This is a genomic window from Bradyrhizobium sp. WYCCWR 12699 (genome assembly GCF_032144035.1).
In the GTDB taxonomy this organism is placed as follows: Bacteria; Pseudomonadota; Alphaproteobacteria; order Rhizobiales; family Xanthobacteraceae; genus Bradyrhizobium.
This window is the reverse complement of record NZ_JAVTJN010000030.1, coordinates 506,797-533,395: the sequence shown is the minus strand read 5'-3', so window position 1 is coordinate 533,395 and position 26,599 is coordinate 506,797. Positions and strand designations below refer to the sequence as shown.

Here is a 26,599-nt window from a genome sequence, read left to right as displayed (position 1 = left end):
CTCTCGCCCTACCTTCGATACCCGCTCGCCCGCGAATAGCCCTGGCGGTTCTGCTGCATCGGTCGGGTCGCGACGCTGGCGCGCGACTCGCTGGACGCAGGCGTTGCCAGCTTCAGCTCTTCCAGGAAGATCGGGCGGGAGAAGTAATAGCCCTGCGCGTAGCGGATCTTGGTCGCGGCCTGGAGATAGGCGAGCTCCTCGTAGGATTCGAGGCCTTCGGCGATCACGGTCATGCCGAGCGCTTCGCTCAAGGATTCGATCGCGCGCAAAATGCCCTGGCTGCGCGGGCGCTTATGAATGTCGGTGATGAAGGAGCGGTCGATCTTGATCTCGTCCGCGGTGATGTCGGCCAGCGCCGAGAGCGAGGAATAGCCGGTGCCGAAATCGTCGATCGAGATGCCGACGCCGAGCTTGCGGAACATCGGCAGGATCTCGGCCTGGAAGTGGCTCTTGGCGACGAAGGCGTCTTCCGTCACCTCGATCATGAAGCGCTGGGGGAACCCGGTCTCCTCCAGCGCGCGCGCGAAGCTGCGCATGAATTCGGGGTTGCCCGCCTGCTTGGCGGCGACGTTGATGCTGATGGTCGCGTCGGCGCCGAACGTGTCGTTGATCGGGTCGATCGATCTGACGATCTCGGCGAGCACGAGGTGAGTGAGCTCGTCGATCAAGCCGAGCTCGCCGGCGAGATTGATGAACGAGCCGGGCGCCTGGATCACGCCTTCGTCGTCGCGCAGGCGCACCAAGGCTTCGATGCCCTTCACGGCCTGGGTGCGGATGTCGACCTTGGACTGGAAGGCGCAGCAGAAGCGCTTCTCCAGGATGGCGAGCCGCAGCGATTGCTCGATCTTCATCCGCGCCAGTGCCTCTCGCTCCATGCTGGAGTCGAAGAAGGCCGCCGATCCCTTGCCGTCGTTCTTGACGCGGTACATCGCGATGTCGGCGTTCTGTCGCAGCGTCTCGAAGCTGTTGCCGTGATCGGGATACATGCTGACGCCGACCGAGGTCGAGACGAAGACTTCCGAATTGTCGATGAAGAACGGCGCCGTCAGCCGCTCGAGCGTCGACTGCATGAATTCGGCGACCTCTTCCAGGCTCTGGATCGGCGACAGCAGCAGCAGGAATTCGTCGCCGGAGATACGCGACAGCATGTCGGAATCGCGCAAGTCGCGTCCGAGCCGCTTCGACAGCTCGACCAGCAGCGCATCGCCGACGGCGTGGCCGTAATAGTCGTTGATGTGCTTGAAATTGTCGACGTCGAGGAAGGCCAGCGCGAAGCGCTCGCCGCCGCTGTTCTCCGCAAGCAAATTGTTGGCACGATGTTCGATCACGCGCCGCGAGGGCAGTCCGGTCAGCTCGTCGAAATAGGCCGAGCGGAACAGCTGGTCCTCGAAATTCTTTTGCTCGGTGATGTCGGAGGATGCCGAGATCAGGAGCTCGCGTCCGGCGAGGCGAACGGGACGATGGGTCGTGAGCAGCACCTGGCGCGTGGCGCCGCCGTGAAGCGCTTCCTCTGTGACGACCGCCTGGCCGGCGCTCAGGGCCCGGCGACAGGCCTCGCGGCGCGGCGCGAGATCCGGTGAGGGACGGCTGCCGTCCATGCCAAGCTGCGCGGCCGCGGCGTCGTTAACCAGCAAAAGCTCGCCATGAGCGTCCTGCACGGTCAGGCCGGCCGGCAGCATTCTAACGATTTCCTTGAGAAACCCGAGCTCGGCTTCGCTCGCGCCGGAATATTTGTTGTCGTTCATAGAAGTCATGAATCTTGTTGTTTCAGCGCGCCTTTGCAATGGACGCGATCTTGCGCGGTTCCCTCTTAAGTTTGGTTAAGGGCTCCGGAGAAATACGGGGGTGTTTTGAAGGAAACCTGGGACAAGGCGGCGCGTGCTGACGATCGTCATTAACAGACGGTCAACAGCGCAAGAGAAAGGGCGGCAACGACGCGGGTGCGCTTTCGCTTGGAGCGCGATGCTATTCGCTTCGCGGGATCCGGCACTGCATGATGCAATGCAGCCCGGTCTTCAAATACGAGATCTCGGTTCTGCCGTCGAAGGCCGACAGCGCAGATTTCAGCAGCTTGGTGCCGAAGCCGGGCTCGGAGACCTTGTCCACGCTCGGTCCTTCGGTTTCGTCCCAGGTGATGGTCAGGCGATCGTCGCTGACGGTCCATGACACCTGCAGCAGGCCGCGCGGTGAGGAGAATGCGCCGTACTTGCCGGCATTGGTGGCGAGCTCGTGAAACATCAATGACAGCGTGACCGCGAGCTTCGGCGGCAGGAACAGCCGCTCGCCATTGAGGGTGAAGCGGACATGGCCGTAAGGCCCGAGCTCCGAGATCAGGAGATCGCGGATGTCGCAGCCGGCCTTGTCGATCCGCGAGATCAGATCGTCGGTCGCGGCCAGCGAGCGCAGCCGCGGATCGACGCGGGCCCAGACCAGCGGCTGGTCATGCAGCACCTGGTGCAGCACGGCGTGCACGGTCGACAGCTTGTTCTTCAGCCGATGCTGCAGCTCGTCGACCAGCAGCTTGCGGTATTCCTCTTCCTCGATCAGGCGCTTGGAGATCCGGCGCTGCTCCGCCAGCATGGTGCGATAGTGCTCGACGCCCCAGATCGTGAGCGCGCAGACCGCCCAATAGAGCGCGAGCAGGGCAAACCGCGCGCGGTCGGCAAAGACATCGCCGAAATTCACGACGACGCCGAGCACGCCGCCGACCAGCGCCGTCACGATCCCGATCCGGAAGCCTCCGAACGCCGCGGCAAAGAACACGGCCGGAAAATAAGGGGTGAAGTAGACGTCGGGCCGCACATGGGCGAGCGCCCAGCGCGCCAGCGTCGCAACCAACAGGCAGGCCACCGCAAAAGCAATGCTCAGACCGAGCGAGGGTGGCGCCGCACCCTGCCAACCCCTGCGGAATTCCTCGATCAGCTTCCCCATGCGCAGCCCAGTTGCGATATGCGTTCGAAAATCGAGCGGCCCATCAGGATGTTACGCAAACCGTCCGCACAAGCATAGCTTGCCTTGCCGGAGACGGGCAGGGATACTAGCCGGTGCGGCGATGGCAGCGGCCGATGTTCGCCATTTGGCATCAAATCGTTCGAAAACAGGAACATTCCATGGGCAGGCTGGACGGCAAGGTTGCGGTGATTACGGGAGCGACGAGCGGGATCGGATTGCGCACTGCGGAAGTCTTCGTTGCCGAAGGTGCCAAAATTGTGATCGCGGGCCGGCGTATACCGGAAGGCGAAGCGTTGGCATCGCGGCTCGGGCAGACTTGCATCTTCCGCCAGACCGACGTGACGGTCGAGGCGCAGATGCAGGCCCTGATCGCGCTCGCCGTGGACAAGTTCGGCCGGATCGACTGCCTGTTCAACAATGCCGGCGGCCCGGCGCAGACCGGCGGCATCGAGGGCCTCGAGGCCGAGCGCTTCGATGCGGCGATGGCGACGCTGGTGCGCAGCGTCATGCTCGGCATGAAGCACGCCGCGCCCGTCATGAAGAAGCAGGGCAGCGGCAGCATCATCAACAATGGCAGCATCGCCGGCCGCCTCGCCGGCTTCTCCTCCTCGATGGTCTACAGCGCGGCCAAGGCGGCGGTGATCCATCTCACCAAATGCGTGGCGATGGAGCTCGGCGAGTCCAATGTGCGCGTCAACGCGATCTCGCCCGGCGCGATCGCGACCGGCATTTTCGGCAAGGCACTTGGGCTGTCGACCGACGCCGCGGAGAAGACGCCGGCGGTGATGCGCGAGGTCTACAAGACCGCGCAGCCGATCCCACGTGCCGGCCTGCCCGACGACATCGCCCAGGCTGCCGTGTTTCTGGCCAGCGACGAATCCAGCTTCATCAACGGCCACGATCTCGTCGTCGACGGCGCCATGACCGGCGGCCGCAACTGGAGCCAGCAGCAGCAGGGCTATGTGGCCCTGCGCAAGGCGTTCGATCAGGGGTAGCCGATAGCGCGTAGGGCGGATTAGCCGCAGGCGTAATCCGCCTCTTCGCCTCCGCAGAGACAGAAGTGGCGGGTTACGCCTGCGGCTAACCCGCCCTACAAAGCAACGCCTAAACCGCCTTCACCCGCACCCTCAACCCATCCCGCGGTTTTGGGATCGGCCACATCTGCCAGTCCGGTTTGTAGCCCGGCTCCAGCGACACCTCGATGTTCTGCAAAAAGTGCCGCGCGAAGCATTTCGCCTGCATGTAGGCGAAGTGCAGGCCGAGGCACATATGCGCGCCGCCGCCGAACGGGACCCAGGCGAAGCGGTGGCGGCCGCGCTGGGCCTCGTCGGTGAAACGCATGGGATCGAAGCGGTCCGGCTCCGGCCAGATGTCCTTCATGTGATGGGTATAGAGCGGATTGACGCCGACCGCGGTGCCGGCGGGAATGGTAAAGCCCTTGAAGGTGAAATCGCGCATCGCGCGGCGCGGCATCGAGGGCACCGGCGGCTTGATCCGCAGCGCTTCCTTGAACGCCATCTCCGACAGCGGCATCTTCTCGAGATCGTCGAAGCTGCTCGGCGCGCCCGGCGCAAGCCCGAGCGCGAGAACTTCCGCGCGCAGCCGGTCCTGCCAGTCCGGATTGGCGGCGAGCTCGCCGATAAAGGAGGTCAGCGACGAGGTCAGGGTGTCGTGCGCCGCCATCATCAGGAAGCTCATGTGGTCGATGATGTCCTGCTCGGACAGCAGCGCGCCGTCCTCATGGGTGGCGCGGCACAGCTGCGAGAACAGATCGTCGCCGCCGTGATTGCCACGCCGCAGCGGGATCTGCTCGCGGAAATAGGCGACGATGCGCTTGCGGCCCCTGACGCCGGCTGCCATCTGGGTGCCGGGCAGGGGGCGGCGGATCGGGGCGACGGCGGCGGCGACCATGTCGACGAAGGCGCGGTTGATCTCGTCGACCTCAGGCCCGATGTCGGCGCCGAGGAACGAGGCCGCGGCGAGATCGAGCGTGAGCTGCTTCATCGCCGGGTAGAGCTGCATCTCGCCAGGCTTGGCCTTCCACTGCGCGACCCGCGCGGCGATGCCGCGGTCGAGATCGGCGAGGTAGGATTTCATCGGCCCCGACTTGAACGCGACCGACAGCGTCTTGCGGTGCAGCCGGTGCTCGTCGAAATCGAGCAGCATCAATCCGCGCGGAAACAACAGGCCAAGCACCTTGTTCCAGCCGTGGGTCGAGGAGAACAGTTTCTGCTGATCGAACATCACGAGCTCGTTGGCCTCCGGCCCGAGCAGCACGACATTGGTCTCGCCGAACACATGGGTGCGGTAGACCGGACCGTATTTGGCGCCGTTCGCCTCGATATGACCCTTGGGATCAGCCAGCACCTGCAAGGTCTTGCCGATGATCGGCCAGCCTTCGTCGCCGGGAATGTGCGTCAGCGCGTTACGCTTGGGCGCGGTGTAGTCGGGCGCCGTTGCGGCCACATTCTGCATCGACATGACGATTGCTCCGGTTGGCGGGCGCTTCCAGCGTAGCACAATCCAGGCCTGGTGACGCGACGGTTGCTGGCGCAAATGACCGCAGGCGACATCGCCTCCCCCGGGCTCGCGCTGCGCGCGCCCGGGGACGACGAGTGGATCCGTCCTACCGCTTCGCCGCTTCCTTCTGCAGATCCGGGGCGTTGACGGCGGGAATGGCGACACGGCCCGGGCCGGTCACCTTCAGCGCCTCGGCGGCCTTCTCGTTCTCCATGATCTTGGCCATCACCGCCTGACCCGCGCGCTCGAAGATCGCGCGGTTCTCGATCACGAATTTTTGCGAGCGGCGCAGGGCGTCGATATAGCCGTTGATTTCAGGCACGACGTACCGCGCCACCATGTCCCAGCTCCGGCGCGTCGCTTCCGGATTGGCCCAGTCGTGCACGAAGCCGATGATGGCGCCGACCCCGCCCGACACCTGCATCACGTTCTTGATGGTTTTGACGAGATCGTCGGGCGTGCCGATGGTGGAGGCCGCGCCCTCGACGAAGGCGGTCTTGTCCACGGCCTCATCCGGGGAGGAGAATGCGGTGAGGCCCGGCCGCTGCAGCGTGCCGACATTATACTCGTTGTGCCAGCGCATCAGCCCGGCGCCGGCCTCGCGGCGCGCCTGCTCGCGGGTCTCGGCGATGTGGAAGGTCAGGAGCACGCGCCAGTCGGCACGGTCGACCTTCGTGCCGTGCTTCTTGGCGGCGTCCTCGGCGAACTGCCATTGCTGCTGCAGCGACATCAGCCCCTGCGTCGTCATCGATCCCAGCGAGATGATGCCGATGCCGTATTTGCCGGCGAGCGTCATGCCGGAGGGCGAAATCTGCGAGGCTACGACGAACGGCATCTCTTCCTGCAAGGGGAGGATCTGCAGCGCGGCGTCGTTCATGGTGAACCAGTCGCTCTTTGCCGTGACGCGCTCGCCGTTGAACAGGCGCCGGATCACGCCGATCGCCTCGTCCTGGCGGTCGCGCTGCGTCATCGGGTCGATGCCGAGCGTATGCGCGTCGGAGGCGAGCGCGCCGGGGCCTGAGCCGAAGATGGCGCGGCCGCCGGTCATGTGGTCGAGCTGCACCATGCGCTGGGCGACGTTGTAGGGATGATGATAGGGCAGTGACACCACGCCGGTGCCGAGCTTGATCCGCTTGGTGCGCTCGCCGGTCGCGGCCAGGAACATCTCCGGAGAGGCGATCATCTCCCAGCCGGATGAATGGTGCTCGCCGCACCAGAACTCGTCATAACCGAGCGCATCGAGCTGCTCGACCAGGTCGAGATCGCGCCGGAACTGGAGCATCGGATGCTCCCCGATCGGGTGATGCGGGGCAAGGAAGGCTCCGAACTTCAGGCGTGCCATGACGTTTTCTCCGGCTTTGATTTTCTGTTTGTTGAGGCGACAAGGCTACGTGCCTGATGGCACGAACGCAATCGCGCGGTGTCCCGCGCGGCGGAATGCAGGCATGCGTGTTTTTTCCTCTCCCCGCTTGCGGGGAGAGGCGAGCGGTCGCGCCTTCGAATGAAGGAAGCGCGGAGTCCTACCTCGGAGGTAATCGCGGCGCTGCAAACGATCTGAAATCATCGGCCGCGTCTTCAGGGACCTGCACCGATGCATCAAATCGTCACAAGGCCGATCGATTCGACCCGCCGCTGGTGGGTGCTGGCGATCGTGGTCGCCGCCCAGTTCATGTTCGGCGTCGATGCCTTCATTGTGAACGTTGCCATTCCCACCATTGCGGCGGAGCTGAAGGCGACTCCGGCGCAGATCGAATCCGTCATTGCCATCTATCTGATCGCCTATGCCACGCTGGTCGTCACCGGCGGCCGGCTCGGCGACATCCATGGCACCAAAAAAATATTCCTCGCCGGTGTGCTCGGCTTCACCCTGACGTCGCTGTGGTGCGGCCTCGCGCAATCCGGCGCGGAGCTGATCATCGCCCGGCTGGCGCAGGGCGCGACCGCCGCGCTGATGGTGCCTCAGGTGCTGGCGACGCTGCATCTGTTGTTCACGGACGGCCAGCGCAGCCGCGCCTTCGCCATCTACGGCATCGTGCTCGGGCTTGCCGGCGCTGCGGGCTTCCTGCTCGGCGGCCTCTTGATCACGGTTGATCTGGCCGGCACCGGCTGGCGTTCGGTGTTCTTCGTCAACGTGCCCTGCGGCCTCGTCATTGCAGTTGCCGCCTGGCGCATCATGCCGTCGGCGCCGCGGCGGTCAGGGACACGGCTCGACATCAAAGGCAGCGTGGTCCTGTTCGCAGGGCTGCTGTGCCTGATCGGCCCGCTGCTGTTCGGTCACGATGTCGGCTGGGCGCCCTGGCTGTGGGCGCTGATGGCGGTCGGCGGCGTCATCCTGGCCGCATTCCCAAAGCTCGAGCGCGCCGTCGCGCGCGCGGGCATGCCGCTGATCGACCTGACGCTGCTGGCGGACGCCGCTTTCCTGCGCGGGCTCGGCGCCGCCTTCTTTTTCTTCTTCGCCAATCTCTCCTTCTACCTCGTCATGACGCTGTTCATGCAGCGGGGCCTGAAGATCCCGCCACTCGCGGCCGGCATGGCGTTCCTCCCGCTGGCGCTCGCTTTCGTCGTGGCGTCGCGTCATAGCGGCGTGCGGGCGCGGCATCGCGGCAGCAAGGTCTTGATCGAGGGCTGCGCGATTCAGGTCGCGGGCCTCGCCGCGCTCGCGCTCGTCGCAGGCTGCGTCGACGCACCGTCGGCGCTCCTGCTCGCGCTCACCATGATCATCTTCGGCTATGGACAGGGATTGGTGATGGCCCCGCTCTCCGGCGCGGTGCTCTCGACCGTGAAGCCCGTCGCTGCAGGCTCGGCATCCGGCATGTACGGCACCATTGCGCAGATCGGAAATGCGGCCGGAGTGGCCGCAATCGGCGCGGTGTTCTTCGCGGTCGAAGCGTTGCAATCAACGCGCGCAGGATTCCTGGTCTCGCTTGTGCTGTTTGTGACATTAATCATGATCTGCGCCGCATTTTTGTCGTGCCAGCGTCGTGCGCCTGCATGAAGTTGAGGCAATGGGGTTAATACGTGCGAGTTTCCGCGGGGATTTCCGGGGATTTTCGCCGGATTGACAGCGCACGGTCTTTTTATTTTGCAATGCAGCAACTATCTGGTCTGGCTGGACGTTGAATGTCGCCCACCAGGAAGTTGCCGTGTCACTCGCCAAAAATATCGATCTGTTGAGACGTCTGCCCAGGCTGGACGGTCTGCGCTTCGCCGAGCTCGGCCGCGGCGCGGACGCACCCAGTCCGTTGCAGGAGATCGCGGATTTCGGCGGCAACCCCGGAGCGTTGCGCATGTTCGCGTTCGTGCCGGAGCAGTTGCAGAAGCCGCGCGCGCTCGTCGTCGTGCTGCATGGCTGCGGCCAGACCGCGGCGGCCTACGATCTCGGCGCCGGCTGGTCGACGCTGGCCGAGCACTATGGCTTCGCGCTTCTGATGCCCGAGCAGCAGCGCATCAACAACGGCAACACCTGCTTCAACTGGTTCAATCCCGAAGACATTGCGCGCGGCAGCGGCGAGGCGCATTCGATCCGCGAGATGATCGCCCACATGGTCGGGGCGCATCGCATCGATCCCAGGCGAATCTTCATCACCGGCCTGTCCGCCGGCGGCGGCATGACGTCGGTGATGCTCGCGACCTATCCGGAGATCTTCGCCGCCGGCGCGGTCATTGCCGGATTGCCCTACGGCATCGCCATGAACCTGCGCGAGGCGCTCGACGGGATGTTTCATTCCCCAATGCGTCCGGCGCGCGAGCTCGGCGATCTCGTGCGCAACGCGTCCGATCATAGCGGCCCCTGGCCGAAAATCTCGGTGTGGCACGGCAGTGCCGACCGCACCGTCAATCCGGGCAATGCCAACGAGATCGTCAAGCAATGGCTCGATCTGCACGATCTGCCTGAAACGCCGATGGCGGAGACCATCGTCGACGGCTATCCGCGCCAAGCCTGGTGGAACAAGGACGGCGAGACGCTCGTCGAATCCTTTGCCATCACCGACATGGCGCACGGCACGCCGCTCGGCCTTGCCGACAACGATCAGCGCTATGGCGTCGAAGGCGCCTTCCTGATCGAGGCCGGGATCTCCTCATCCTACCACATCGCTAAGTTCTTCGGCCTCACGGACTGGATTGCAGACGCTGCCAAGGCGGAAGCCAAATCGGCAACCAAGCCGGCAGCCAAGCCTGTAAGCAAGCCGGCAACCAAGCCTGGGCTCTCGCCCGCGCCGCATCTCGCCCGTTCGATCCGCGCGGCGATCGCCGAACAGCCGGCCGAACCGAAGCGCGAGCAGGCCCGCAGCTTCGATCTCGGCCAGATCATCACCCGCGCGCTGACCGCGGCGGGATTGATGAAGTAGCCTCGCTGTCGTCCCTGAGTTCGCAAGGACGACAGCTGCGTTGTGGCTACGCGGTTGCGTCGATCATCTCGATCGGCGTTGCCGTCACCTCGCCGCCGGACACTTGCCGCGTCATCGCCGAATAAGCCTTGAAGAAGTCGCGCGATTGCAGCGTTTTCTGCGCATCCTCGTCGGCGACGCTGGCGAGATGGAAGTAGTGGCCATCGTCGCGGTTCTTGAGGACGCGATAGCCGACCCGTCCTTTCAGCTCCGGATCGCCGTCGATCGCCTTGATGAAGCGGGCGATCTCCTGATGCCAGGCTTCCGTCGTACCGTTCCTGAACTCGTACTTGATCATGAAGTGCTTCATGTGACGCTCCCTGTTCGTCATGTGCGTCATCATCTGCGCCTTGTGGGCGCAGCTGCAAGTATGGACAAAATTGATAGTATGGACTTTTTCGCCGTCGCTCCTATCCTCTCCCAAGCTGGATGCGCATGGAGGGGACGACATGGCAAAGGCAATTCTGGCGCGCAGCTGTCCGGTCGCGGCCTTTCAGAAGATGATCAGCGGCAAGTACAAGCTCCGCATCGTCTGGGATTTGAAGGACGGTCCGCGCCGCTATGGTGAGATCCGAAGCGGCCTGTTGCGCGGTACCACCGGCAGCGCCGAGATCACCCCGCGCGTGCTCAGCCGCGAGCTGAAGGCGCTCACGGCGAGCGGCCTGATCGATCGCAAGGATTTTGGCGAGGTGCCGCCGAAGGTCGAGTATCGCCTCACCCGCAAGGGCAAGAGTTTCGTGCCCGTCGTCGCGGCGATCCGCGAATGGGGCGAGCGCAACCTTGGTGAGACGGCGGTTGTGGACGCCGCCGAATAGACTCTCACATCTCGCCGGTGATGAACGGGTTGGTCATCCGCTCCTGGCCGATGCTCGAGCCGGCGCCGTGGCCGCAGATGAAGCCGACGTCGTCGCCGAGCGGCAGCAGCTTCGTCAGGATCGAGTTGATCAGCGTCGCGTGACTGCCGCCGGGCAGATCGGTACGCCCGACCGAGCCGGCGAACAGGACATCGCCGACATGGGCGAACCGCAATTCCTTGTTGAAGAACACCACGCTGCCCGGCGAGTGGCCGGGGCAGTGGAAGATGTCGAACGTGAGGTCGCCGATCGACACGGTGTCGCCCTCGTTGAGCCAGCGGTCCGGCGCAAAGTTACGCACGCCGGTCATGCCGAAGCGCGCGCCGCTTTCGACCACATTGTCGAGCAGGAATTTGTCCGCTTCATGCGGCCCCTCGATCGGCACTTTCAGCGCATCGCGCAGATCGGCTGCGCCGCCGACATGGTCGATATGGCCGTGGGTCAGCCAGATCTTCTCGACGGTGACGCCGGTCTGCTTGATCGCATCCAGGATCTTCGGCACGTCCCCGCCGGGATCGATCACCACGGCCTTCTTGGAGGGCTCGTCCCAGATGATGGTGCAGTTCTGCTCGAACAGCGTCACGGGGACGATGATCGCGCCCGCCTTGGCTTTGGTGTCGTTTTGCTCGGTCATGGCGCCACAATGCCGATTTTTGCCATGCCGCCAAGCAAAAGATTCGCGCGAGGGATCCGGGGAACGGGTGTTCCCCGGATCGCCGCGATTACCGCTTGATCTGCGCCTTCAGCGTCTCCTGGACGACCCCGTCGAAGGACGAGGTTTTCGGCGACTTCACGGCCTGATCGGCGATGTATTTGTCGCGCTTGGCGACCAGCGCGGCGAGCTTCTCGTTCAGGGTCTTGCGCTGTTCGACCTGCTTGGCGACTTCGGCCTCGCGCTGCTCGGGCTTCATCGCGCGCAGGTTCTCGGGCAGGTCCGCGTCCTTGACGGCGGCGACGCTGGTCGTGCCCTTGGCCGCATCGGCAACGAGGTCGCCGCCGCCGGTGACCGCTTCCGCGGTCGCGCGGGCCCGCTTGCCGATATAGCTTGTCATGTCGGCCGCGACTGACGGTGCGGCCGCCGCCACGCTCGCCGTCTGCTGCATCTTCATCTCCGTGCGCTTCTGCATCTCGCGCGGCCCATAGGGAATCACCGTGCCGTTCAGCTGCTGCTGCAGGATGATGATATCCTGGTCGTACGGCGTCTCGATCACCACGATTTGGCCGCCATCCTGCGGAATCGGGATGAAGCGGCCTTGGCCGATCTGCGCGATGTCGCGCCACACCCGCTCGGTATCGCGGGCATCGCCGGCGAGCACGGCGTTGACGATGATGTCCTTTTGCCGGGCGGCCGCGAGGGTCGTCGGATATTTCGTGTCCTGCGCGTAGTCCATGTGCGGCGGCGCATCGCCGACCAGGAAGACGATGTGCCTGGCGTCGCTGCCACCAGTCCATTGCAGCTTGTTGACGGCGACGTCGAGCGCCTCGTTGACGCTTTCGGGCCAGTCGCCGCCGCCGCGCGCCTTCAGCTCCAGCAGGTTGGCATAGAGATCCTGGATGTCGCGGGTCAGCTCGATCTTCGATGTCACGTAATCGTCGCCGATGTCGCGATAGGCGACGAGGCCCATGCGGATATCGGCATCCGGATTGGAATCGACGATCGCGGTGGCGATCGACCAGATTTTGCGCTTGGCGCCCTCGATCAAGCGCGCCATCGAGCCCGTGGTATCCAGCACGAAAGCGACTTCGACGGTGGGCCGTGCCAGGGCCGGGGACAATCCGGCCGACAGCGGCAGGGCAGCAAGAGCGAAGGCGAGCGAGCACAGTGTGATGCGTGACCTCATGGGGTCCCTCCAGTGTTTTTCGTCCCTCGGAACCGAGGTTCCACTGGCATCGCGGTGGGCTGAAGCCGGAACAAAGGCCGGACTAGCGCGAAATTACGGCGATTCCCGGCGAAATCCGCGCCATGCGGTCCCTGGCGACGTCCTCTCAGCGGCGGCCGTCACCCCTATGTGAACCCTTGGCGCGGTTCCGCGTTGCTGTCCCCGAAGCGCATTCGGGGGATGATCTTGGCTCGGAACGACAAGAACTGGTGGCGCAACGGCATTTTCTATCAGATCTACCCGCGCTCGTTTCAGGACGCCGACGGTGACGGTGTCGGCGATCTCGCCGGCATCTTGCGCCGGCTGCCCTATGTGAAATCGCTCGGTGTCGACGCGATCTGGCTGTCGCCGATCTTCCCCTCGCCGATGGCCGATTTCGGCTACGACATTTCCGACTATACCGGCATCGAGCCGCTGTTCGGCACGATGGAAGATTTCGACGCGCTGATCGCGGCCGTCCATGACAACGGCCTGAAGCTGATCCTCGATCTCGTGCCCAACCACACCTCGGACCAGCATCCCTGGTTCGTCGAGAGCCGATCCTCGCGCGACAATCCCAAGCGCGATTGGTACATCTGGCGCGATCCGGCCGGCGACGGCGGCGTGCCGAACAATTGGTTGTCCGAGTTCGGCGGCAGTGCGTGGCAGCTCGACGAGGCCACGGGCCAGTATTATTACCACGCCTTCCTCGCCCAACAGCCCGACCTGAACTGGCGCAATCCGGATGTCCGCAGCGCCATCTACGACGTGATGCGGTTCTGGCTGGAGAAGGGCGTGGACGGCTTCCGCGTCGACGTGATCTGGCACCTCGTCAAGGATGCCGAATTCCGCGACAATCCGCCGAACCCGCATTACGTCGAGGGCCGGCCGCCGAACGAGCGCATCCTGACGCAATACTCCACCGACCAGCCCGAGGTGCACGACGTGATCGCCGAGATGCGACGCGTCACCGATGCATATTCCGCGCGCGTCCTGATCGGCGAGATCTATCTGCCGCTGCACCGGCTCATGGCCTATTACGGCAACGATCTCACCGGCGCGCAGATGCCGTTCAACTTCGCGCTGCTCTCGACATTCTGGAGCGCGCGCTCGATCGAGAAGATCGTCGAGGATTACGAGAAGGCGCTGCCGCGCGGCGCCTGGCCGAACTGGGTGCTCGGCAACCACGATCGCCCGCGCGTGGCGAGCCGCGTCGGCACGGAGCAGGCCCGCGTCGCCGCCATGCTGCTGCTGACGTTGCGCGGCACGCCGACGCTCTATTACGGCGACGAGATCGGCATGCACCAGGTCGCGATTGCGCCGGAGGATGTCCGCGATCCCTTCGAGAAGAACGTGCCCGGCATCGGTGTCGGCCGCGACGGCTGCCGCACGCCGATGCACTGGGATGCGTCGAAATTCGCCGGATTCTCCGCGGTGCGGCCGTGGCTGCCGCTGCCCGAGCACTCTGTACGCGACAATGTCGCCAGTCTCGAAGCCGATCCACGCTCGATCCTCAACCTCTACAAGCGCCTGATCGGCTTGCGGCAGAGTTGCCCACAACTGATCGCTGGCGACTATCATCCGGTCGCCGCGCACGGCGATCTCCTGATCTATCGCCGCGAGGCCGAGGGCCGGGCGGTGATCGTGGCGCTCAATCTCGGTGCGGACCCGGTCACCGCGACGACGAGCGCCGTCCGCTTCGGCAGCAGGATTTTGCTGTCGACGTTCCTGGATCGTGAGGGGGAAGGAATCGAAGGCGTGCTGGAGCTGCGTGGCAATGAGGGAGTGATCGTCGCTCCACCCTAGCCGTCGTCCCGGTGGATACAGCGAGGCATGTCGAGACGTCACCCCGGATGCTTATTCCCACGTACCGTATTCCCGTCGATGTCACTCCGCTTCAACAGATAATCCAGCCCGCCGACGCGGTACCAGCGATAGCCATAGGGCTCCAGTACGACGCGGTGCTGGCCGCGCTTGTCGGCATGGCTGTGGTCCTCCGCGAGGAGATTGATCAAATGCGCGCCGGCCTCGCCCGATAGCCCCACCGAGAACGCGATCTCGCGCGGCTTCTCGTCGAGATTATGCACGAACAGCACCGAATTGTTGCGCCAGTCGTAGCGCATGATGAACACCGCGGGATCGCGCGTCGGGATGATGGCGAAATCGCCCCAGCCCACCTCCGGCACTTCCTTCCGCATGCGGACGATGCGCTCGGTCCAGTTCAGCATGGAGTTGGGGTCGCGCCGCTGCTTTGCCACGTTGACGTGCGGATAGCCGTAAGGTCCCTTGTCGATGACGGGGCAGGCCGGCTTGTCGCTCTTGGTGAAGCCGCCATGAGGCTCGGTCGACCATTGCATCGGCGTGCGCGCGCAATTGCGCTCGGGCAGCGAAAGGTCGTCGCCCATCGCGATCTCGTCGCCATAGCGGATCACGGGCGTTCCCGGCAGCGTGCACATCAGGCTGTAGGCGAGCTCCAGCCGCCTGCGGTCGCCGCCCAGCATCGGCGCGAGGCGGCGGCGAATGCCGCGGTCGTAGAGCTGCATGTCCTTGTCGGGGCCGAACGATTTGAACACCGCATCGCGCTGCGCCTTGGTCAGGCGTCCCAGATCGAGCTCGTCGTGATTGCGCAGGAACAGGCCCCATTGCGCGGTCGCCGGCCGCGGCTTGGTCGCCTTCAGCGCCTTCGCCAGAGGGCGCGAGTCCGCCGAGGCCAGCGCATAGAACAGATGCTGGTTGACGTGGAAATTGAACATCATGTGCATGCGGTCGGCGTCCTGGCCGAAATATTCCATGTCGGTTTCCGGCAGCACGTTGGCCTCGGCGAGAATGATGGCGTCGCCCTGCCGCCATTGCAGGAATTCGCGGAACGCGCGCAGCATGTCGTACTGCTCGACCGCCTTCTTCACCTTGGCGCCCTTGGTCGCGATCACGAAGGGCACGGCGTCCATGCGGAAACCGGAGACGCCGAGCTGGATCCAGAAGCCCATGATCTTGAGAATTTCCGCCTGCACGTAAGGATTCGACGTGTTGAGGTCGGGCTGGAAATCGTAGAAGCGATGGAAGTAATACGCGCCCGCTTCCTTGTCGCGCGTCCATGTCGATTTCTGCACGCCGGGAAACACCATGCCCTTGTTGGCATTGGCGGGCTTCTTGTCGGACCACACATACCAGTCGCGATAGGGCGAGTTCTTGTCGCGCCGCGCCTCCTTGAACCATTGATGCTGGTCCGAGGTGTGGTTGACGACGAGGTCGATGATGATGCGGATGCCGCGCTGCTTGCAGCCATGGGTGAACTCGACGAAATCGCCGAGCGTGCCGTAGCGGGGATCGACGCTGTAATAATCGGCGATGTCGTAGCCGTCGTCGCGGCCCGGCGAGGTCTGGAACGGCATCAGCCAGATCGTGGTGATGCCGAGGCCGTGCAGATAATCGAGCCGGCGCAGCAGGCCCTTGAAATCGCCGATGCCGTCGCCGTTGGCGTCCATATAGGAGCCGACGGACAGGCAGTAGATCACGCCGTTCTTGTACCAGAGATCGTCTATCATGCGCGCGCCGCCTCGGTGGTTCCGCCGAGGAACGGCGGCTGCGTGATAAGTGCGTGGAAGAGGGGAGGTTCCGCATCCTCACCGGGTGTGTGGTAACAGCCCGCCCCTATCGGACAGTGTCCGCCCCACACGGAATCGGCTATCCTCCTCGCCATGGACAACCCCGCCCGCAACCTCTCCCTCGTTCCGCCGCCCGACCGCCGCCAATCCGAGACGGCGCTTGCGATCGCGCGCGGCACCTCGCGGCTGTTACGTTCGCTCGGCTTCTCCTGCATCAGCGAATTGCCGCTGCCCTCGGGGCGGCGCGCCGATCTGGTCGCGCTGAACGAGCGCGGCGAGATCTGGATCGTCGAGATCAAATCGTCGGTGGAGGATCTGCGTGCCGATCAGAAATGGCACGAATACCGCGCCCATTGCGACCGGCTGTTCTTCGCCTTCACGCAGGATCTGCCGTGCGAGATCTTTCCGGAAGAGACCGGCCTGATCGTCGCCGACGCCTATGGCGCGCACCTGCATTGCGAAGCGCCCGAGCACAAGCTCGCCGCCGCCACGCGCAAGCAGATGACGGTGCGGTTTGCAATGGCAGCAGCGTTACGGATCAACCGCCTGGTCGATCCGCAGGGACACGCGGAGTTTTGGGAGTAGAACGGTCTCGTGTCCCGGACGCGCTGCAGCGCGTAGCGTTGCTGCGCAGAGCCGGGACCTGGAAGGCGGCAATGGATTCTGAGAACTGGACCCCGGCTCTGCAGCGCATCACTTCGTGCTGCGCTGCGTTCGGAGCGCGAGAGCCGTTGAAGCTTACCGCGGCGCGCGCTTGGCCAGAATGCGCTGCAGGGTTCGCCGGTGCATGTTGAGCCGGCGCGCCGTTTCCGAGACATTGCGGTTGCACATCTCGTAGATGCGCTGGATGTGCTCCCAGCGCACGCGGTCGGCGGACATCGGGTTGGTCGGCAGCTCGGACTTCTCCGCGCTGGTCGACAGCAGCGCCGCGACGACGTCGTCGGCATCCGCGGGCTTGGAGAGATAATCGATCGCGCCCATCTTCACCGCGGTGACGGCGGTGGCGATGTTGCCGTAGCCGGTCAGCACGATCGCGCGCGCATCCGGGCGCTTCTTCTTCAGCGCCGAGACGACGTCGAGGCCGTTGCCGTCGCCGAGCCGCAAATCGACCACGGCGAATGCGGGCGCCGCCTTGCCGATCTGGGCAAGACCGTCCGACACGGTGTCACATGACGTCACCGCAAAGCCGCGCGTCTCCATGGCGCGCGACAACCGCTCCAGGAACGGCTTGTCGTCCTCCACGATGAGCAGCGAGCGGTCGGTCTGTTCGTTCAGTTCGGCGATGGCGTTCAAGGTTTTGTCCTCTCTCCAACGCGTCTACATATGGCCTCGCAATCGGGCGGTGCCAAGGCCGCCGATAGTCGATCGGCCCTGTTGTGCGACGCAAGGTCGCGGCTATCCTATTGTTTCTTCGAGCGTCTCGATAGCCTCAAAGCGCTCTCGCGGCCAACTGATGTGGACCACGGCACCGTGTTCCGGAAAGGTCCGGTTGGTAAACGAGACCTTGGCGCCGGTGCGTTCGAGCAGTGTCCGCGCGATGAACACGCCCAATCCGAGGCCGCGTCGTTCGCCACCGCCCTCGTCCACGGTTCGCCGCCGCGACAGATAGGGCTCGCCGATCCGGTTCAGGATATCAGGGGGAATGCCGGGGCCGTCGTCGGAGATCACGAGCTCGATCGTATCCTTGTTCCACCACGCGTTCACCTCGACCGTGGTGCGGGCGAAATCGACCGCGTTCTCGACGATGTTGCCGACGCCGTAGAGGATCGCCGGATTGCGCGAGCCGACCGGCTCGGCCACGGCGGCGACCGCGATCCGCACCTTGATCTCGACACCGAAATCGCGGTGCGGGGCCACCACCTCCTCGATCAGCTCCGACAGCTTCATGCGGTCGAACGGCGCACCGGTGGAGGAGAGCTGGGTGATCTTGCTCAATATGTCGCGGCAGCGCTGGGTCTGCTCGCGCAGCATCTTCAGGTCGGCGGCAAAACTGGCGTCTTTCACCGTCTTCTCCAGCTCGCGCGAGATCAGGAAGATCGTGGCGAGCGGCGTGCCGAGCTCGTGCGCGGCGGCAGCGGCAAGGCCGTCGAGCTGGGTCAGATGCTGCTCGCGCGTCAGCACCAGCTCGGTCGCGGCCAGCGCGTCCGCGAGCTTGCGCGCCTCCTCGGTCACCTGGAACGAATAGAGGCTGGTGACGCCGATCGCGAGCACGATCGAGAGCCAGACGCCGACCAGATAGATCGGCGGCAGCACCAAGGGATCGTCGGAATCCCAGGGCAGCGGCAGATGGAAGAAGAACAGCACCGAGGCGCAGGCGACCGCGAGCAGGCCGAGGCCGAAGGTGAGGCGCGCCGGCAGCGCCGTGGCCGAGATCAGCACCGGCGCGAGGAACAGGAACGAGAACGGGTTCTGCAAGCCGCCTGTAAAGTACAGCAGACCGGCCAATTCCACGATGTTCAGCGCGAGCAGGCCGGCCGCCTGGATCGGCTCCAGCCGCTGCATCGGATTGGCCGCGGTCTGCAGCGCCAGGTTCAGGGCCGCCGACAGAGCGATGATGCTGACGCAGGGGACGATCTCGACGTTGAACTCCAGCCCCTGTGCCACGATGAAGATCGCGGCGAGCTGCCCCAGCACCGCAAGCCAGCGCAGCCGCAGGATCGTATCCAGGCGGATATGCCGCTGCGAGGGGCGGAAGTCGGAAGCAGCAATTTCGGTCATATCGGCCAATGTGGCGGCGCCTTCCAAGGTCACAAACGCTGGGCTCGCGGAACCATCGGATTACAAGCCTTGCGCTCCCTGCCGCAATAGCAGAAGAACGGTCAGCATGACGGAGAATGACGAGGCTTCAAGTCGGCCGACTGTCGCGGAGCGCAGCTCGTCCGCGGCGATCGCGGTCGAGCATCTCGTCAAGGTCTACAAGCAGACCCGCGCCGTCGACGACATCTCCTTTGTCCTGCCGCGCGGCAGCATCACCGGCCTTCTGGGCGGCAACGGCGCCGGCAAGACCACGACCATCGCGATGATCATGGGGCTGGTGCTGCCGACCTCCGGCCGCGTGCAGGTGCTCGGCCATCGCATGCCCGAGGAGAGCGCTGCCGTGCTGGGGCGGATGAACTTCGAGAGCCCCTATGTCGACATGCCGATGCGGCTCACGGTACGGCAAAACCTCACCATCTTCGGCAAGCTCTATGCGGTCAAGGACCTCGCGAACCGCATCGCGGAGCTCGCGGGCGATCTCGATCTCACCGACTTCATCGACCGTGCCAACGGCAAGCTCTCCGCCGGGCAGAAAACCCGCGTCGCGCTGGCCAAAGCGCTGATCAACCAGCCCGAGCTTCTGCTGCTGGACGAGCCGACCGCTTCGCTCGACCCCGATACGGCCGACTGGGTGCGGGCGCATCTGGAGCGCTATCGCAAGGCGAACAACGCCACCATTCTGCTGGCTTCGCACAACATGCTCGAGGTCGAGCGGCTCTGCGACCGCGTCATCATTATGAAGCGCGGCCGCATCGAGGACGACGACACGCCCGAGGCGATCATGGCCCGCTACAACCGCACCACGCTGGAGGAGGTGTTTCTCGACGTCGCGCGCGGCCGGAAGGAGGCGGTGCGATGAGTAGACGCAGCCGTAGCCCGGATGGAGCGCAGCGTAATGCGGGACGCCTGTCGCTTGTGGCACGATTCCCGGATTGCGCTGCGCTCCATCCGGGCTACGGATCGCTCCTATGACCGACATCTCCCACCATCACGGCATCTCCGCCCATCGCATCGGCGCGATGATCCTGCGCTATTGGTATCTCTTGCTGTCGTCCTGGCCGCGGCTGCTTGAGCTGTTGTACTGGCCGGCGCTGCAGGTCATCACCTGGGGCTTCATCCAATATTACATCGCGGAGAATGCCAGCTTTTTCGCGCGTGCCGGCGGCACGCTGATCGGCGCCGTCATCCTCTGGGACATCCTGTTTCGCGGCCAGCTCGGCTTCTCCATCTCGTTCCTCGAGGAGATGTGGGCGCGCAATCTCGGAAACCTCATGATGAGTCCGCTCAAGCCGATCGAGTTTCTGCTCTCGCTGATGGTCATGAGCCTGATCCGTCTCGCGATCGGAATCATCCCGATGACGCTGCTGGCGCTGTTCCTGTTTCACTTCAACGTCTACGCGCTCGGCCTGCCGTTGATTGCCTTCTTCTGCAATCTGATCTTCACGAGCTGGTCGGTCGGCATCTTCGTCTCGGGCCTGGTGCTACGAAACGGCCTTGGCGCGGAGAGCATCGTCTGGACCTTGATGTTCGTGATCTTGCCGCTCGCCTGCATCTACTATCCCGTCAGCGTGCTGCCGGTTTGGCTGCAATATGTCGCCTGGACGCTGCCGCCGACCTACGTGTTCGAAGGAATGCGCGCGCTCCTGATCGAGAACACCTTCCGCACCGACCTGATGCTGGATGCACTGGCCATCAATGTGGTGCTTCTGGTTGCATCTTTTGGGGCATTCCTTGCCCTTTTACGCAGCGCCAGGAAGCACGGCTCGCTGCTGGCGGGCGGCGAATAGCGTCACTTTCTCGTGGATTCAGGCCGGTTGAGCCGTTTCGGCCACGTAGATGTACGGAACCATGCATTGACGCAATATTACGCATTCGGCAGTATGCTGCGATGCGAAGAGGAATATAGCGATGCCTATTGGTGAGTTTGGCGGCGCGCCGCCCCTGGCGGCCGAAGGCAGTCCGGTCCTGACGACGCCGATGTACTGGATGTACGAGATGGCGCACGCCTCTCTCAATCCGGCACGTGCGGTCACTGACGCCACCAAGTTGCTGTTTCAAAATCCGCTCAATCCCTGGGCGCGCACCGAGATCGGCAAGTCGGTCGCCGCAGCCTGCGAATTGTTCGAGCGCACCACGCGCCGTTACGGCAAGCCGGAATGGGGTCTCAACGACACCGAGGTCAACGGCATCCGCGTTCCCGTCGAGGTCCGCTCGGTCTGGGAAAAGCCGTTCTGCCGGCTGCTCTATTTCGATCGCAAATTCGCGCGGCCTTTGCGTAGCCCGCAGCCGCGCGTGCTGATCGTCGCGCCGATGTCCGGCCATTATGCGACGCTGCTGCGTGGCACTGTCGAAGCCTTCCTGCCCGCGCATGAGGTCTACATCACCGACTGGGCCGATGCCCGCATGGTGCCGCTCAGCGACGGCCGCTTCGATCTCGACGACTACATCGATTACGTCATCGAGATGCTGCATGTCCTCGGCGGCAACACGCATGTGCTGGCCGTGTGCCAGCCCTCCGTGCCCGTCGTCGCCGCCGTCTCGATCATGGAAGCGCGGCGAGATCCCTTTGTGCCGACCTCGATGACGCTGATGGGCGGGCCGATCGACACTCGCCGCAATCCGACCGCGGTGAACAACCTCGCCCAGGAGCGCGGCATCGACTGGTTCCGCAACCACGTCATCACCAAGGTGCCGTTCCCGCATCCGGGCATGATGCGCGACGTCTATCCGGGATTCCTGCAGCTCAACGGCTTCATCAGCATGAATCTCGACCGACATATGGACGCCCACAAGCAGCTCTTTGCCCATCTGGTGAAGGGCGACGGCGACCTCGTCGACAAGCATCGCGAGTTCTATGACGAATATCTCGCGGTGATGGATCTCTCGGCAGAGTATTACCTGCAGACGGTCGACACCGTGTTCGTGAAGCACTCGCTGCCGAAGGGCGAGATGACCCATCGCGGAACACGCGTCGATCCCTCCAAGGTCACGCGCGTGGCGTTGATGACGGTCGAAGGCGAGAACGACGACATCTCCGGTCTCGGCCAGACCGAAGCAACGCACACATTGTGCAGCTCGATCCCGGATCATCGCCGCATTCATTACGTCCAGAAGGGTGTCGGGCATTACGGCGTGTTCAACGGCTCGCGCTTCAGGTCGGAAATCGTGCCGCGAATTCACGACTTCATGGTTTCGGCGGCGAATCCGAGCTCGTTGCAGGCGCGCGCGGCCGAATAACCTGCTTTTTCGGCTTTCCCGTCGAAAATCCGGTTCCGGCCGGACGTTCCGGAGGGGGTGAATACCCGCCAGATTCGCGGTATTTAGGTAGCTTTATAGGAGTGAGTCAGCACTCACCTCTTGGGGGTGCCGCATGCATCCAGCGAGGGCGAAAAAAGCCGGTTCCAACCCCAGTCTGTAGGGTCTCCCGGAAGCCTGACCGCTGTATATTGGGCAAATGATTTGTTTTTGCGCCGAGCGCTTCCCATGGCGGCGGTTATGGCAGAATCCGGGCGCCCTCCTGCCCCCCGGACTGACAGACATGGCCACCCGCGCACTCCTTTATCGTCGGCCCCACGAACCAAAGACCGTCCTGATCACCCACGGATCGCAATTTTTTGCCATCCGATTGCGCCGGCACCGCCGCGCGCGCCGTTACACGCTCAGAATTCATCCGAGCGATCGCGAAGCCATCCTCACGATGCCGCCGCGCGGCACGCTGGCCGAAGCCAAAGACTTCGCGCAGCGCCATGGCGCGTGGATCGCCGCGCGTCTCGGTCGCTTGCCAAAGGCCGCGCCGTTCCAGCCGGGCACGGTGATACCGCTCCGCGGCACGCCGCATCGCATCGTTCATCGCGCCGGCACGCGTGGCACGGTGTGGACCGAGACTCGCGATAGCGGCGAGAAGATTCTCTGCGTCGCCGGCGGGCTCGAACATGTCGATCGCCGCGTCAGCGACTTCCTCAAGCGCGAGGCGCGCCGCGATCTGCAGCGTTCGGCGGAAGCCTACGCCGCCGAGCTCGGTGTCCGGGTCAAGCGCCTGTCGATCCGCGATCAGTCCAGTCGCTGGGGTTCATGCACCTCCGCGGGCTCGCTGTCGTTCTCCTGGCGACTGATCCTCGCGCCGCCCTTCGTGCTGGACTATCTCGCCGCCCACGAGGTCGCCCATCTCGTCGAGATGAACCACTCGGCGCGGTTCTGGCGCGTTTGCGGCAAAGTCTGCCCCTCGATGGAGCGCGCCAAGAAGTGGCTCGATACCTACGGCAACGACCTGCACCGCTACGGCGTCGAGGATTAGGGCTCGCTTTTGCCTCATCTGACGCTGTCATCGCCCGCCTTGTGCGCGAGGGCTTGCAGCCGCGCGCGCCGATGGATTGATGGGACTTTGTTCTCAGCGGCCTCGGTGTCCGGCCAGCCCTTTCGCGCAAGTCGACAGCCTCTTCATTGATCATCAATCCACGGGCATCCCCCTGATTTGTGAGGAGATCAACCGATGAACCTCGGACTGGAAGGCAAGACCGCCCTCATAACGGCGGCCAGTGGTGGAATTGGCAGCGGCATCGCCGGCTCACTGGCAGACGCGGGGGTGCGGGTCGCAATCAGTGGGCGGACGGCGGCCGCGCTGGAGAAGGTAGCCGGAGCCCTCGCCTCGCGCGCCGGCGGTCGCCCAGTGATCGTCGTGGGGGACGTGTGCGCGCAAGGCGGCCCGGCGCAAATTGCAGCCGAAGCGTCGGCCGCGCTCGGCGGGCACGTCGATATCCTCGTCAACAACGCCGGTGGGGCGAGACCCGTGACGGGCGAGGCCGACGATGCCTTCTGGGACGAGGCGATGACGCTCAACTTCCTTGCGGCACGTCGCTTGACCGACCTCATCTCGCCGGGAATGAAGGCTCGAAACTGGGGGCGGATCGTCAACATCTCGGGTGCGCTTGTTGCGCCTAAGCTCAATGGAGCGGCGCCGGCCAAGGCCGCTCTCGTCAGCTGGTCCCGAACGCTATCGTCCGAACTCGGCCCCTATGGTGTCACCGTTAACACGATCGCACCGGGCCGCATCAACACCGCTCAAATTCAGAAATTGCATCCAACGGAGCAATCGAAGGCGGACTTCATCAAGCAGAACATCCCTGCCGGCTATTTCGGGGAGCCTGAGGATATCGGGCACCTCGTCGCGTTTCTCGCCTCTCCACTCGCCCGCTACATCAACGGCGCTGCAATCCCGGTTGATGGGGGTGCGATCCGCCGGGTGTAGAACGTCAATCCCGAAGGGTTGCAGCTGACGTCCAAGCCCGCGCTTCGAACATCAAGGCTTCCCCCGCAAGCCGTTGATTTCGTTAGCGCCGGCTACTGTGCATGGGGTTGTTTTCGCGGTTTTTGTGTTGAGGTCGCCAATGTCCTCAGGCCGCGCCTATCGGTTTCCGCCGAACAACCGGTCCATCAGCCAGCCATCGAGTCCCGCAGCAGCCTCCGGCCGTGCATTGGCGCGCGTCGGCGGCGGGCGATAGCCGCCATTGTTGGCCGGCGCCGGTGCGGGCGCAATCGCTGTCGGCGGTGACACTTGCGAAGCCGCCTGCGCAAGGTTCGACAGGCCCCAGCCGCCTGGCGAGCTCGGCAAGTTTGCCACCGCCACACCCTCGTGCGCCGTCTTCATGAAGCGCGACCAGACTTCCACCGGCAGGCCGCCGCCGGTAGCCTTCTTGGTCGGCGAGTTGTCGTCGTTGCCGAGCCAGACGCCGGTGACGAGGTTTGCGGTGTAGCCGATGAACCAGGCGTCGCGATAATCCTGGCTGGTGCCGGTCTTGCCGGCCGCGGGCCATCCCGGGATCTCCGCCTTCTTGGCGGTCCCTGAAACAAGCGTCTCCCGCATCATCGCGTTCATCATGCCGACATAGCGGGGGTCGATCACCGGGTTGCGCTCTTCAGGCTGACGCATGTAGAGCAGCTTGCCGCTGAGCGTCCTGATCCGCGTCACGACATGCGGCGCCACTGCGAAGCCGCCATTGGCGAAGGGCGCGTAGGCGCCGACCAGTTCGACGACCGAGACTTCCGACGTGCCGAGCGCGATCGAGGCATTGGGCTCGAGCTTTGAGGAGATGCCGAGCCGGTGCGCGGTGCGCACCACGTTCTTCGGTCCGACTTCGAGGCCGAGACGGATGGCGACGGTGTTGAGCGACATCGCCAGCGCCTGGGTCAGCGTCACCGCGCCGAAATATTCATGGGTGTAGTTCTCGGGCCTCCAGCCCTTGACCTCGATCGGCGCGTCCTGGCGCATCGTGTCAGGCGTCAGGCCCTGTTCGAGCGCCGTGAGGTACACGAACGGCTTGAAAGAGGAGCCGGGCTGTCGTTTGGCGGTGACCGCGCGGTTATACTGGCTCTCGGAATAGTTCCGCCCGCCGACCATCGCGCGCACGGCGCCGTCGGGCGTCATCGCCACCAGCGCGCCCTGGCTGACATTGAACTTCACGCTCTTGGCCGCGAGCTCGTCGATGATGGCGGCTTCCGCCACGCTCTGCAGCTTGGGATCGATCGTGGTCTCGACCTTGATGCTCTCGTCGATCTGGCCGACCAGATCGTCCAGGACCTCGCCGATCCAGTCGGCGACGTAATTGACGGTGCCGGCGCCGGCCGGCTTCACATTGTAGGAGGGATGGCCGATCGAGGCCTTGGCCTGCGCGTCGGTGATGAATTTTGCATCCGCCATCGCCGCGAGCACGATTTGCGCACGCGCTTCGGCGCCTTCGGGATTGCGGTTCGGGGCGAGGCGCGAGGGCGATTTGACGAGACCGGCCAGCATCGCCGCCTCGGCCACGGTGACGTTCTTCGCCGACTTGCCGAAATATTTCTGCGCGGCGGCTTCGACGCCGTAGGCACCGGAGCCGAAATAGACGCGGTTGAGATAGAGCTCCAGGATCTCGTCCTTGGAGTGCTTGCGCTCCAGCCAGATCGCGAGCTCCGCCTCCTGCAGCTTGCGCTGCATGGTGCGCTCCTGGGTCAGGAACAGGTTTTTCGCGAGCTGCTGCGTCAGCGTCGAGCCGCCCTGCGAGACGCCGCGGTGCAGAACGTTGGTGACGAGGGCGCGCAGGATGCCGACGGGATCGATGCCGAAATGCGAATAGAAGCGGCGATCCTCGATGGCGATGAACGCCTTCGGCAAATAGGGCGGCAGGTCCTTCAGCGCGACATTGGCGCCGGCCATCTCGCCGCGCTGCGCCAGCATGCTGCCGTCGATGCCGACGATCTGGATCGTCGGCGGGCGTTTTGGAATCTCCAGCGACTGGATCGGCGGCAAATGGGCGCCGACATAGATCACGACGCCGATCACCGCGATGCCGCCCCACAGGCTCAGCACCGCGCCCCAATAGACCAGACGGCCGAGGCCGAACCCGCCCCGCGACTTCGCGCGCCGCTTGGCGCCGCTCCGGCTGGCCGGCGCCTTGCGTTCGCGCGGCGGCTCGCCGCCGGGCTCGTCAGCCTTGCGCTTGGCGGATGATTTCGCTGATTTCTTCGGCTTGTCGTCGCCGCCACCGGGAACGCGATCCGCCGCGGTCAGGCGCAGATCGGAGAGCGCCGCGGGCAAGCCGAACAGCGGCTCCTTCCGCCCACCCTTTTTCTTTCCCCACGCCATACGCAAAACGCCCGGTCAGCCCGCCCCGTCGCACGCTAGCGGTCGC

22 protein-coding genes are annotated in these 26,599 nt (G+C 64.5%); 11 read left to right on the top strand and 11 right to left on the bottom strand.

Translation table 11 applies throughout. From position 1 onward, the window contains the following. Positions 1 to 8: 8 nt before the first annotated feature. A complete protein-coding gene (locus RPS27_RS13260) occupies positions 9 to 1,745 on the bottom strand; it encodes a bifunctional diguanylate cyclase/phosphodiesterase (RefSeq protein WP_212065225.1) in 1,737 nt (578 codons plus the stop codon). Between the two features lie 220 nt (positions 1,746 to 1,965). Beyond that, positions 1,966 to 2,931: a sensor histidine kinase gene (locus tag RPS27_RS13255; protein WP_212064943.1), complete on the bottom strand. Its 966-nt coding sequence runs from the start codon at positions 2,929 to 2,931 to the stop codon at positions 1,966 to 1,968. Positions 2,932 to 3,110: 179 nt separating this feature from the next. Between RPS27_RS13255 and RPS27_RS13250 the strand changes: the two genes are divergently transcribed. Continuing rightward, positions 3,111 to 3,947 (top strand): SDR family NAD(P)-dependent oxidoreductase, encoded by an 837-nt coding sequence (locus RPS27_RS13250; protein WP_212064944.1) that lies wholly within the window; start codon positions 3,111 to 3,113, stop codon positions 3,945 to 3,947. Positions 3,948 to 4,056: 109 nt separating this feature from the next. Here RPS27_RS13250 and RPS27_RS13245 read toward each other — a convergent pair whose 3' ends face one another. After that, entirely contained in the window at positions 4,057 to 5,433 is a 1,377-nt protein-coding gene (locus RPS27_RS13245; protein WP_194405063.1) for a cytochrome P450, read from the bottom strand. Positions 5,434 to 5,578: 145 nt separating this feature from the next. Next, positions 5,579 to 6,814, bottom strand: a complete 1,236-nt coding sequence (locus RPS27_RS13240; protein ID WP_212064945.1) for an LLM class flavin-dependent oxidoreductase — start codon at positions 6,812 to 6,814, stop codon at positions 5,579 to 5,581. Positions 6,815 to 7,063: 249 nt separating this feature from the next. On the opposite strand from RPS27_RS13240, the gene RPS27_RS13235 reads away from it, so the two are divergent. Beyond that, a complete protein-coding gene (locus RPS27_RS13235) occupies positions 7,064 to 8,467 on the top strand; it encodes an MFS transporter (RefSeq protein WP_212064946.1) in 1,404 nt (467 codons plus the stop codon). A 148-nt stretch (positions 8,468 to 8,615) separates the two neighbouring features. Beyond that, on the top strand, positions 8,616 to 9,821 hold the full coding sequence (locus RPS27_RS13230; protein ID WP_212064947.1) for a PHB depolymerase family esterase: 1,206 nt from the start codon (positions 8,616 to 8,618) through the stop codon (positions 9,819 to 9,821). Between the two features lie 46 nt (positions 9,822 to 9,867). On the opposite strand, the gene RPS27_RS13225 is transcribed toward RPS27_RS13230, so the two are convergent. After that, positions 9,868 to 10,170: a hypothetical protein gene (locus RPS27_RS13225; RefSeq protein WP_249131367.1), complete on the bottom strand. Its 303-nt coding sequence runs from the start codon at positions 10,168 to 10,170 to the stop codon at positions 9,868 to 9,870. 139 nt (positions 10,171 to 10,309) lie between these two features. Between RPS27_RS13225 and RPS27_RS13220 the strand changes: the two genes are divergently transcribed. Continuing rightward, entirely contained in the window at positions 10,310 to 10,675 is a 366-nt protein-coding gene (locus RPS27_RS13220) for a helix-turn-helix domain-containing protein (protein WP_212064948.1), read from the top strand. Positions 10,676 to 10,679: 4 nt separating this feature from the next. Here the strand turns inward: RPS27_RS13220 and RPS27_RS13215 are convergent, their stop codons facing one another. Further along, positions 10,680 to 11,348, bottom strand: a complete 669-nt coding sequence (locus RPS27_RS13215; protein ID WP_212064949.1) for an MBL fold metallo-hydrolase — start codon at positions 11,346 to 11,348, stop codon at positions 10,680 to 10,682. An 88-nt stretch (positions 11,349 to 11,436) separates the two neighbouring features. Further along, positions 11,437 to 12,555 (bottom strand): vWA domain-containing protein, encoded by a 1,119-nt coding sequence (locus RPS27_RS13210; protein ID WP_211415385.1) that lies wholly within the window; start codon positions 12,553 to 12,555, stop codon positions 11,437 to 11,439. Between the two features lie 225 nt (positions 12,556 to 12,780). Between RPS27_RS13210 and RPS27_RS13205 the strand changes: the two genes are divergently transcribed. Further along, positions 12,781 to 14,379: an alpha-amylase family glycosyl hydrolase gene (locus tag RPS27_RS13205; RefSeq protein ID WP_212064950.1), complete on the top strand. Its 1,599-nt coding sequence runs from the start codon at positions 12,781 to 12,783 to the stop codon at positions 14,377 to 14,379. A gap of 38 nt (positions 14,380 to 14,417) precedes the next feature. Here RPS27_RS13205 and RPS27_RS13200 read toward each other — a convergent pair whose 3' ends face one another. Next, positions 14,418 to 16,118, bottom strand: coding sequence for an alpha-amylase family protein (locus RPS27_RS13200; protein WP_212064951.1), 1,701 nt, complete (start codon positions 16,116 to 16,118; stop codon positions 14,418 to 14,420). A 153-nt stretch (positions 16,119 to 16,271) separates the two neighbouring features. Here RPS27_RS13200 and RPS27_RS13195 point away from each other — a divergent pair, with 153 nt between their 5' ends. Further along, positions 16,272 to 16,763 (top strand): MmcB family DNA repair protein, encoded by a 492-nt coding sequence (locus tag RPS27_RS13195; protein ID WP_194405053.1) that lies wholly within the window; start codon positions 16,272 to 16,274, stop codon positions 16,761 to 16,763. Between the two features lie 153 nt (positions 16,764 to 16,916). On the opposite strand, the gene RPS27_RS13190 is transcribed toward RPS27_RS13195, so the two are convergent. Further along, positions 16,917 to 17,471, bottom strand: coding sequence for an ActR/PrrA/RegA family redox response regulator transcription factor (locus RPS27_RS13190; protein WP_008141807.1), 555 nt, complete (start codon positions 17,469 to 17,471; stop codon positions 16,917 to 16,919). A gap of 102 nt (positions 17,472 to 17,573) precedes the next feature. Next, positions 17,574 to 18,896 carry an ActS/PrrB/RegB family redox-sensitive histidine kinase gene (locus tag RPS27_RS13185; RefSeq protein WP_212064952.1) on the bottom strand — a complete coding sequence of 441 codons (1,323 nt, stop codon included), beginning with the start codon at positions 18,894 to 18,896 and terminating at the stop codon, positions 17,574 to 17,576. 106 nt (positions 18,897 to 19,002) lie between these two features. Here RPS27_RS13185 and RPS27_RS13180 point away from each other — a divergent pair, with 106 nt between their 5' ends. The 5 genes from RPS27_RS13180 (at position 19,003) to RPS27_RS13160 (ending at position 24,180) form a co-directional block, all read left to right on the top strand. Further along, positions 19,003 to 19,794: an ABC transporter ATP-binding protein gene (locus RPS27_RS13180; RefSeq protein WP_212064953.1), complete on the top strand. Its 792-nt coding sequence runs from the start codon at positions 19,003 to 19,005 to the stop codon at positions 19,792 to 19,794. Positions 19,795 to 19,903: 109 nt separating this feature from the next. Beyond that, positions 19,904 to 20,722: an ABC transporter permease gene (locus RPS27_RS13175; RefSeq protein ID WP_194405051.1), complete on the top strand. Its 819-nt coding sequence runs from the start codon at positions 19,904 to 19,906 to the stop codon at positions 20,720 to 20,722. A gap of 121 nt (positions 20,723 to 20,843) precedes the next feature. Next, a complete protein-coding gene (locus RPS27_RS13170) occupies positions 20,844 to 22,172 on the top strand; it encodes a polyhydroxyalkanoate depolymerase (RefSeq protein WP_194405050.1) in 1,329 nt (442 codons plus the stop codon). Between the two features lie 217 nt (positions 22,173 to 22,389). Further along, complete coding sequence (locus tag RPS27_RS13165; RefSeq protein ID WP_211415390.1) at positions 22,390 to 23,229, top strand: M48 family metallopeptidase; 840 nt, start codon at positions 22,390 to 22,392, stop codon at positions 23,227 to 23,229. Positions 23,230 to 23,424: 195 nt separating this feature from the next. After that, positions 23,425 to 24,180, top strand: a complete 756-nt coding sequence (locus tag RPS27_RS13160) for an SDR family oxidoreductase (protein WP_212064954.1) — start codon at positions 23,425 to 23,427, stop codon at positions 24,178 to 24,180. A gap of 156 nt (positions 24,181 to 24,336) precedes the next feature. Here RPS27_RS13160 and RPS27_RS13155 read toward each other — a convergent pair whose 3' ends face one another. Further along, positions 24,337 to 26,553 carry a transglycosylase domain-containing protein gene (locus RPS27_RS13155; protein ID WP_212064955.1) on the bottom strand — a complete coding sequence of 739 codons (2,217 nt, stop codon included), beginning with the start codon at positions 26,551 to 26,553 and terminating at the stop codon, positions 24,337 to 24,339. Between the last annotated feature and the right edge of the window lie 46 nt (positions 26,554 to 26,599).

Coding starts and splice junctions, on each gene's coding strand:
- RPS27_RS13235 (WP_212064946.1), top strand. CDS start 7,064: ATGCATCAAATCGTCACAAGGCCGATCGATTCGACCCGCCGCTGGTGG.
- RPS27_RS13250 (WP_212064944.1), top strand. CDS start 3,111: ATGGGCAGGCTGGACGGCAAGGTTGCGGTGATTACGGGAGCGACGAGC.
- RPS27_RS13195 (WP_194405053.1), top strand. CDS start 16,272: ATGGACAACCCCGCCCGCAACCTCTCCCTCGTTCCGCCGCCCGACCGC.
- RPS27_RS13255 (WP_212064943.1), bottom strand. CDS start 2,931: ATGGGGAAGCTGATCGAGGAATTCCGCAGGGGTTGGCAGGGTGCGGCG.
- RPS27_RS13155 (WP_212064955.1), bottom strand. CDS start 26,553: ATGGCGTGGGGAAAGAAAAAGGGTGGGCGGAAGGAGCCGCTGTTCGGC.
- RPS27_RS13245 (WP_194405063.1), bottom strand. CDS start 5,433: ATGTCGATGCAGAATGTGGCCGCAACGGCGCCCGACTACACCGCGCCC.
- RPS27_RS13210 (WP_211415385.1), bottom strand. CDS start 12,555: ATGAGGTCACGCATCACACTGTGCTCGCTCGCCTTCGCTCTTGCTGCC.
- RPS27_RS13240 (WP_212064945.1), bottom strand. CDS start 6,814: ATGGCACGCCTGAAGTTCGGAGCCTTCCTTGCCCCGCATCACCCGATC.
- RPS27_RS13170 (WP_194405050.1), top strand. CDS start 20,844: ATGCCTATTGGTGAGTTTGGCGGCGCGCCGCCCCTGGCGGCCGAAGGC.
- RPS27_RS13180 (WP_212064953.1), top strand. CDS start 19,003: ATGACGGAGAATGACGAGGCTTCAAGTCGGCCGACTGTCGCGGAGCGC.
- RPS27_RS13200 (WP_212064951.1), bottom strand. CDS start 16,118: ATGATAGACGATCTCTGGTACAAGAACGGCGTGATCTACTGCCTGTCC.
- RPS27_RS13165 (WP_211415390.1), top strand. CDS start 22,390: ATGATTTGTTTTTGCGCCGAGCGCTTCCCATGGCGGCGGTTATGGCAG.
- RPS27_RS13160 (WP_212064954.1), top strand. CDS start 23,425: ATGAACCTCGGACTGGAAGGCAAGACCGCCCTCATAACGGCGGCCAGT.
- RPS27_RS13220 (WP_212064948.1), top strand. CDS start 10,310: ATGGCAAAGGCAATTCTGGCGCGCAGCTGTCCGGTCGCGGCCTTTCAG.
- RPS27_RS13225 (WP_249131367.1), bottom strand. CDS start 10,170: ATGAAGCACTTCATGATCAAGTACGAGTTCAGGAACGGTACGACGGAA.
- RPS27_RS13215 (WP_212064949.1), bottom strand. CDS start 11,348: ATGACCGAGCAAAACGACACCAAAGCCAAGGCGGGCGCGATCATCGTC.
- RPS27_RS13185 (WP_212064952.1), bottom strand. CDS start 18,896: ATGACCGAAATTGCTGCTTCCGACTTCCGCCCCTCGCAGCGGCATATC.
- RPS27_RS13175 (WP_194405051.1), top strand. CDS start 19,904: ATGACCGACATCTCCCACCATCACGGCATCTCCGCCCATCGCATCGGC.
- RPS27_RS13260 (WP_212065225.1), bottom strand. CDS start 1,745: ATGAACGACAACAAATATTCCGGCGCGAGCGAAGCCGAGCTCGGGTTT.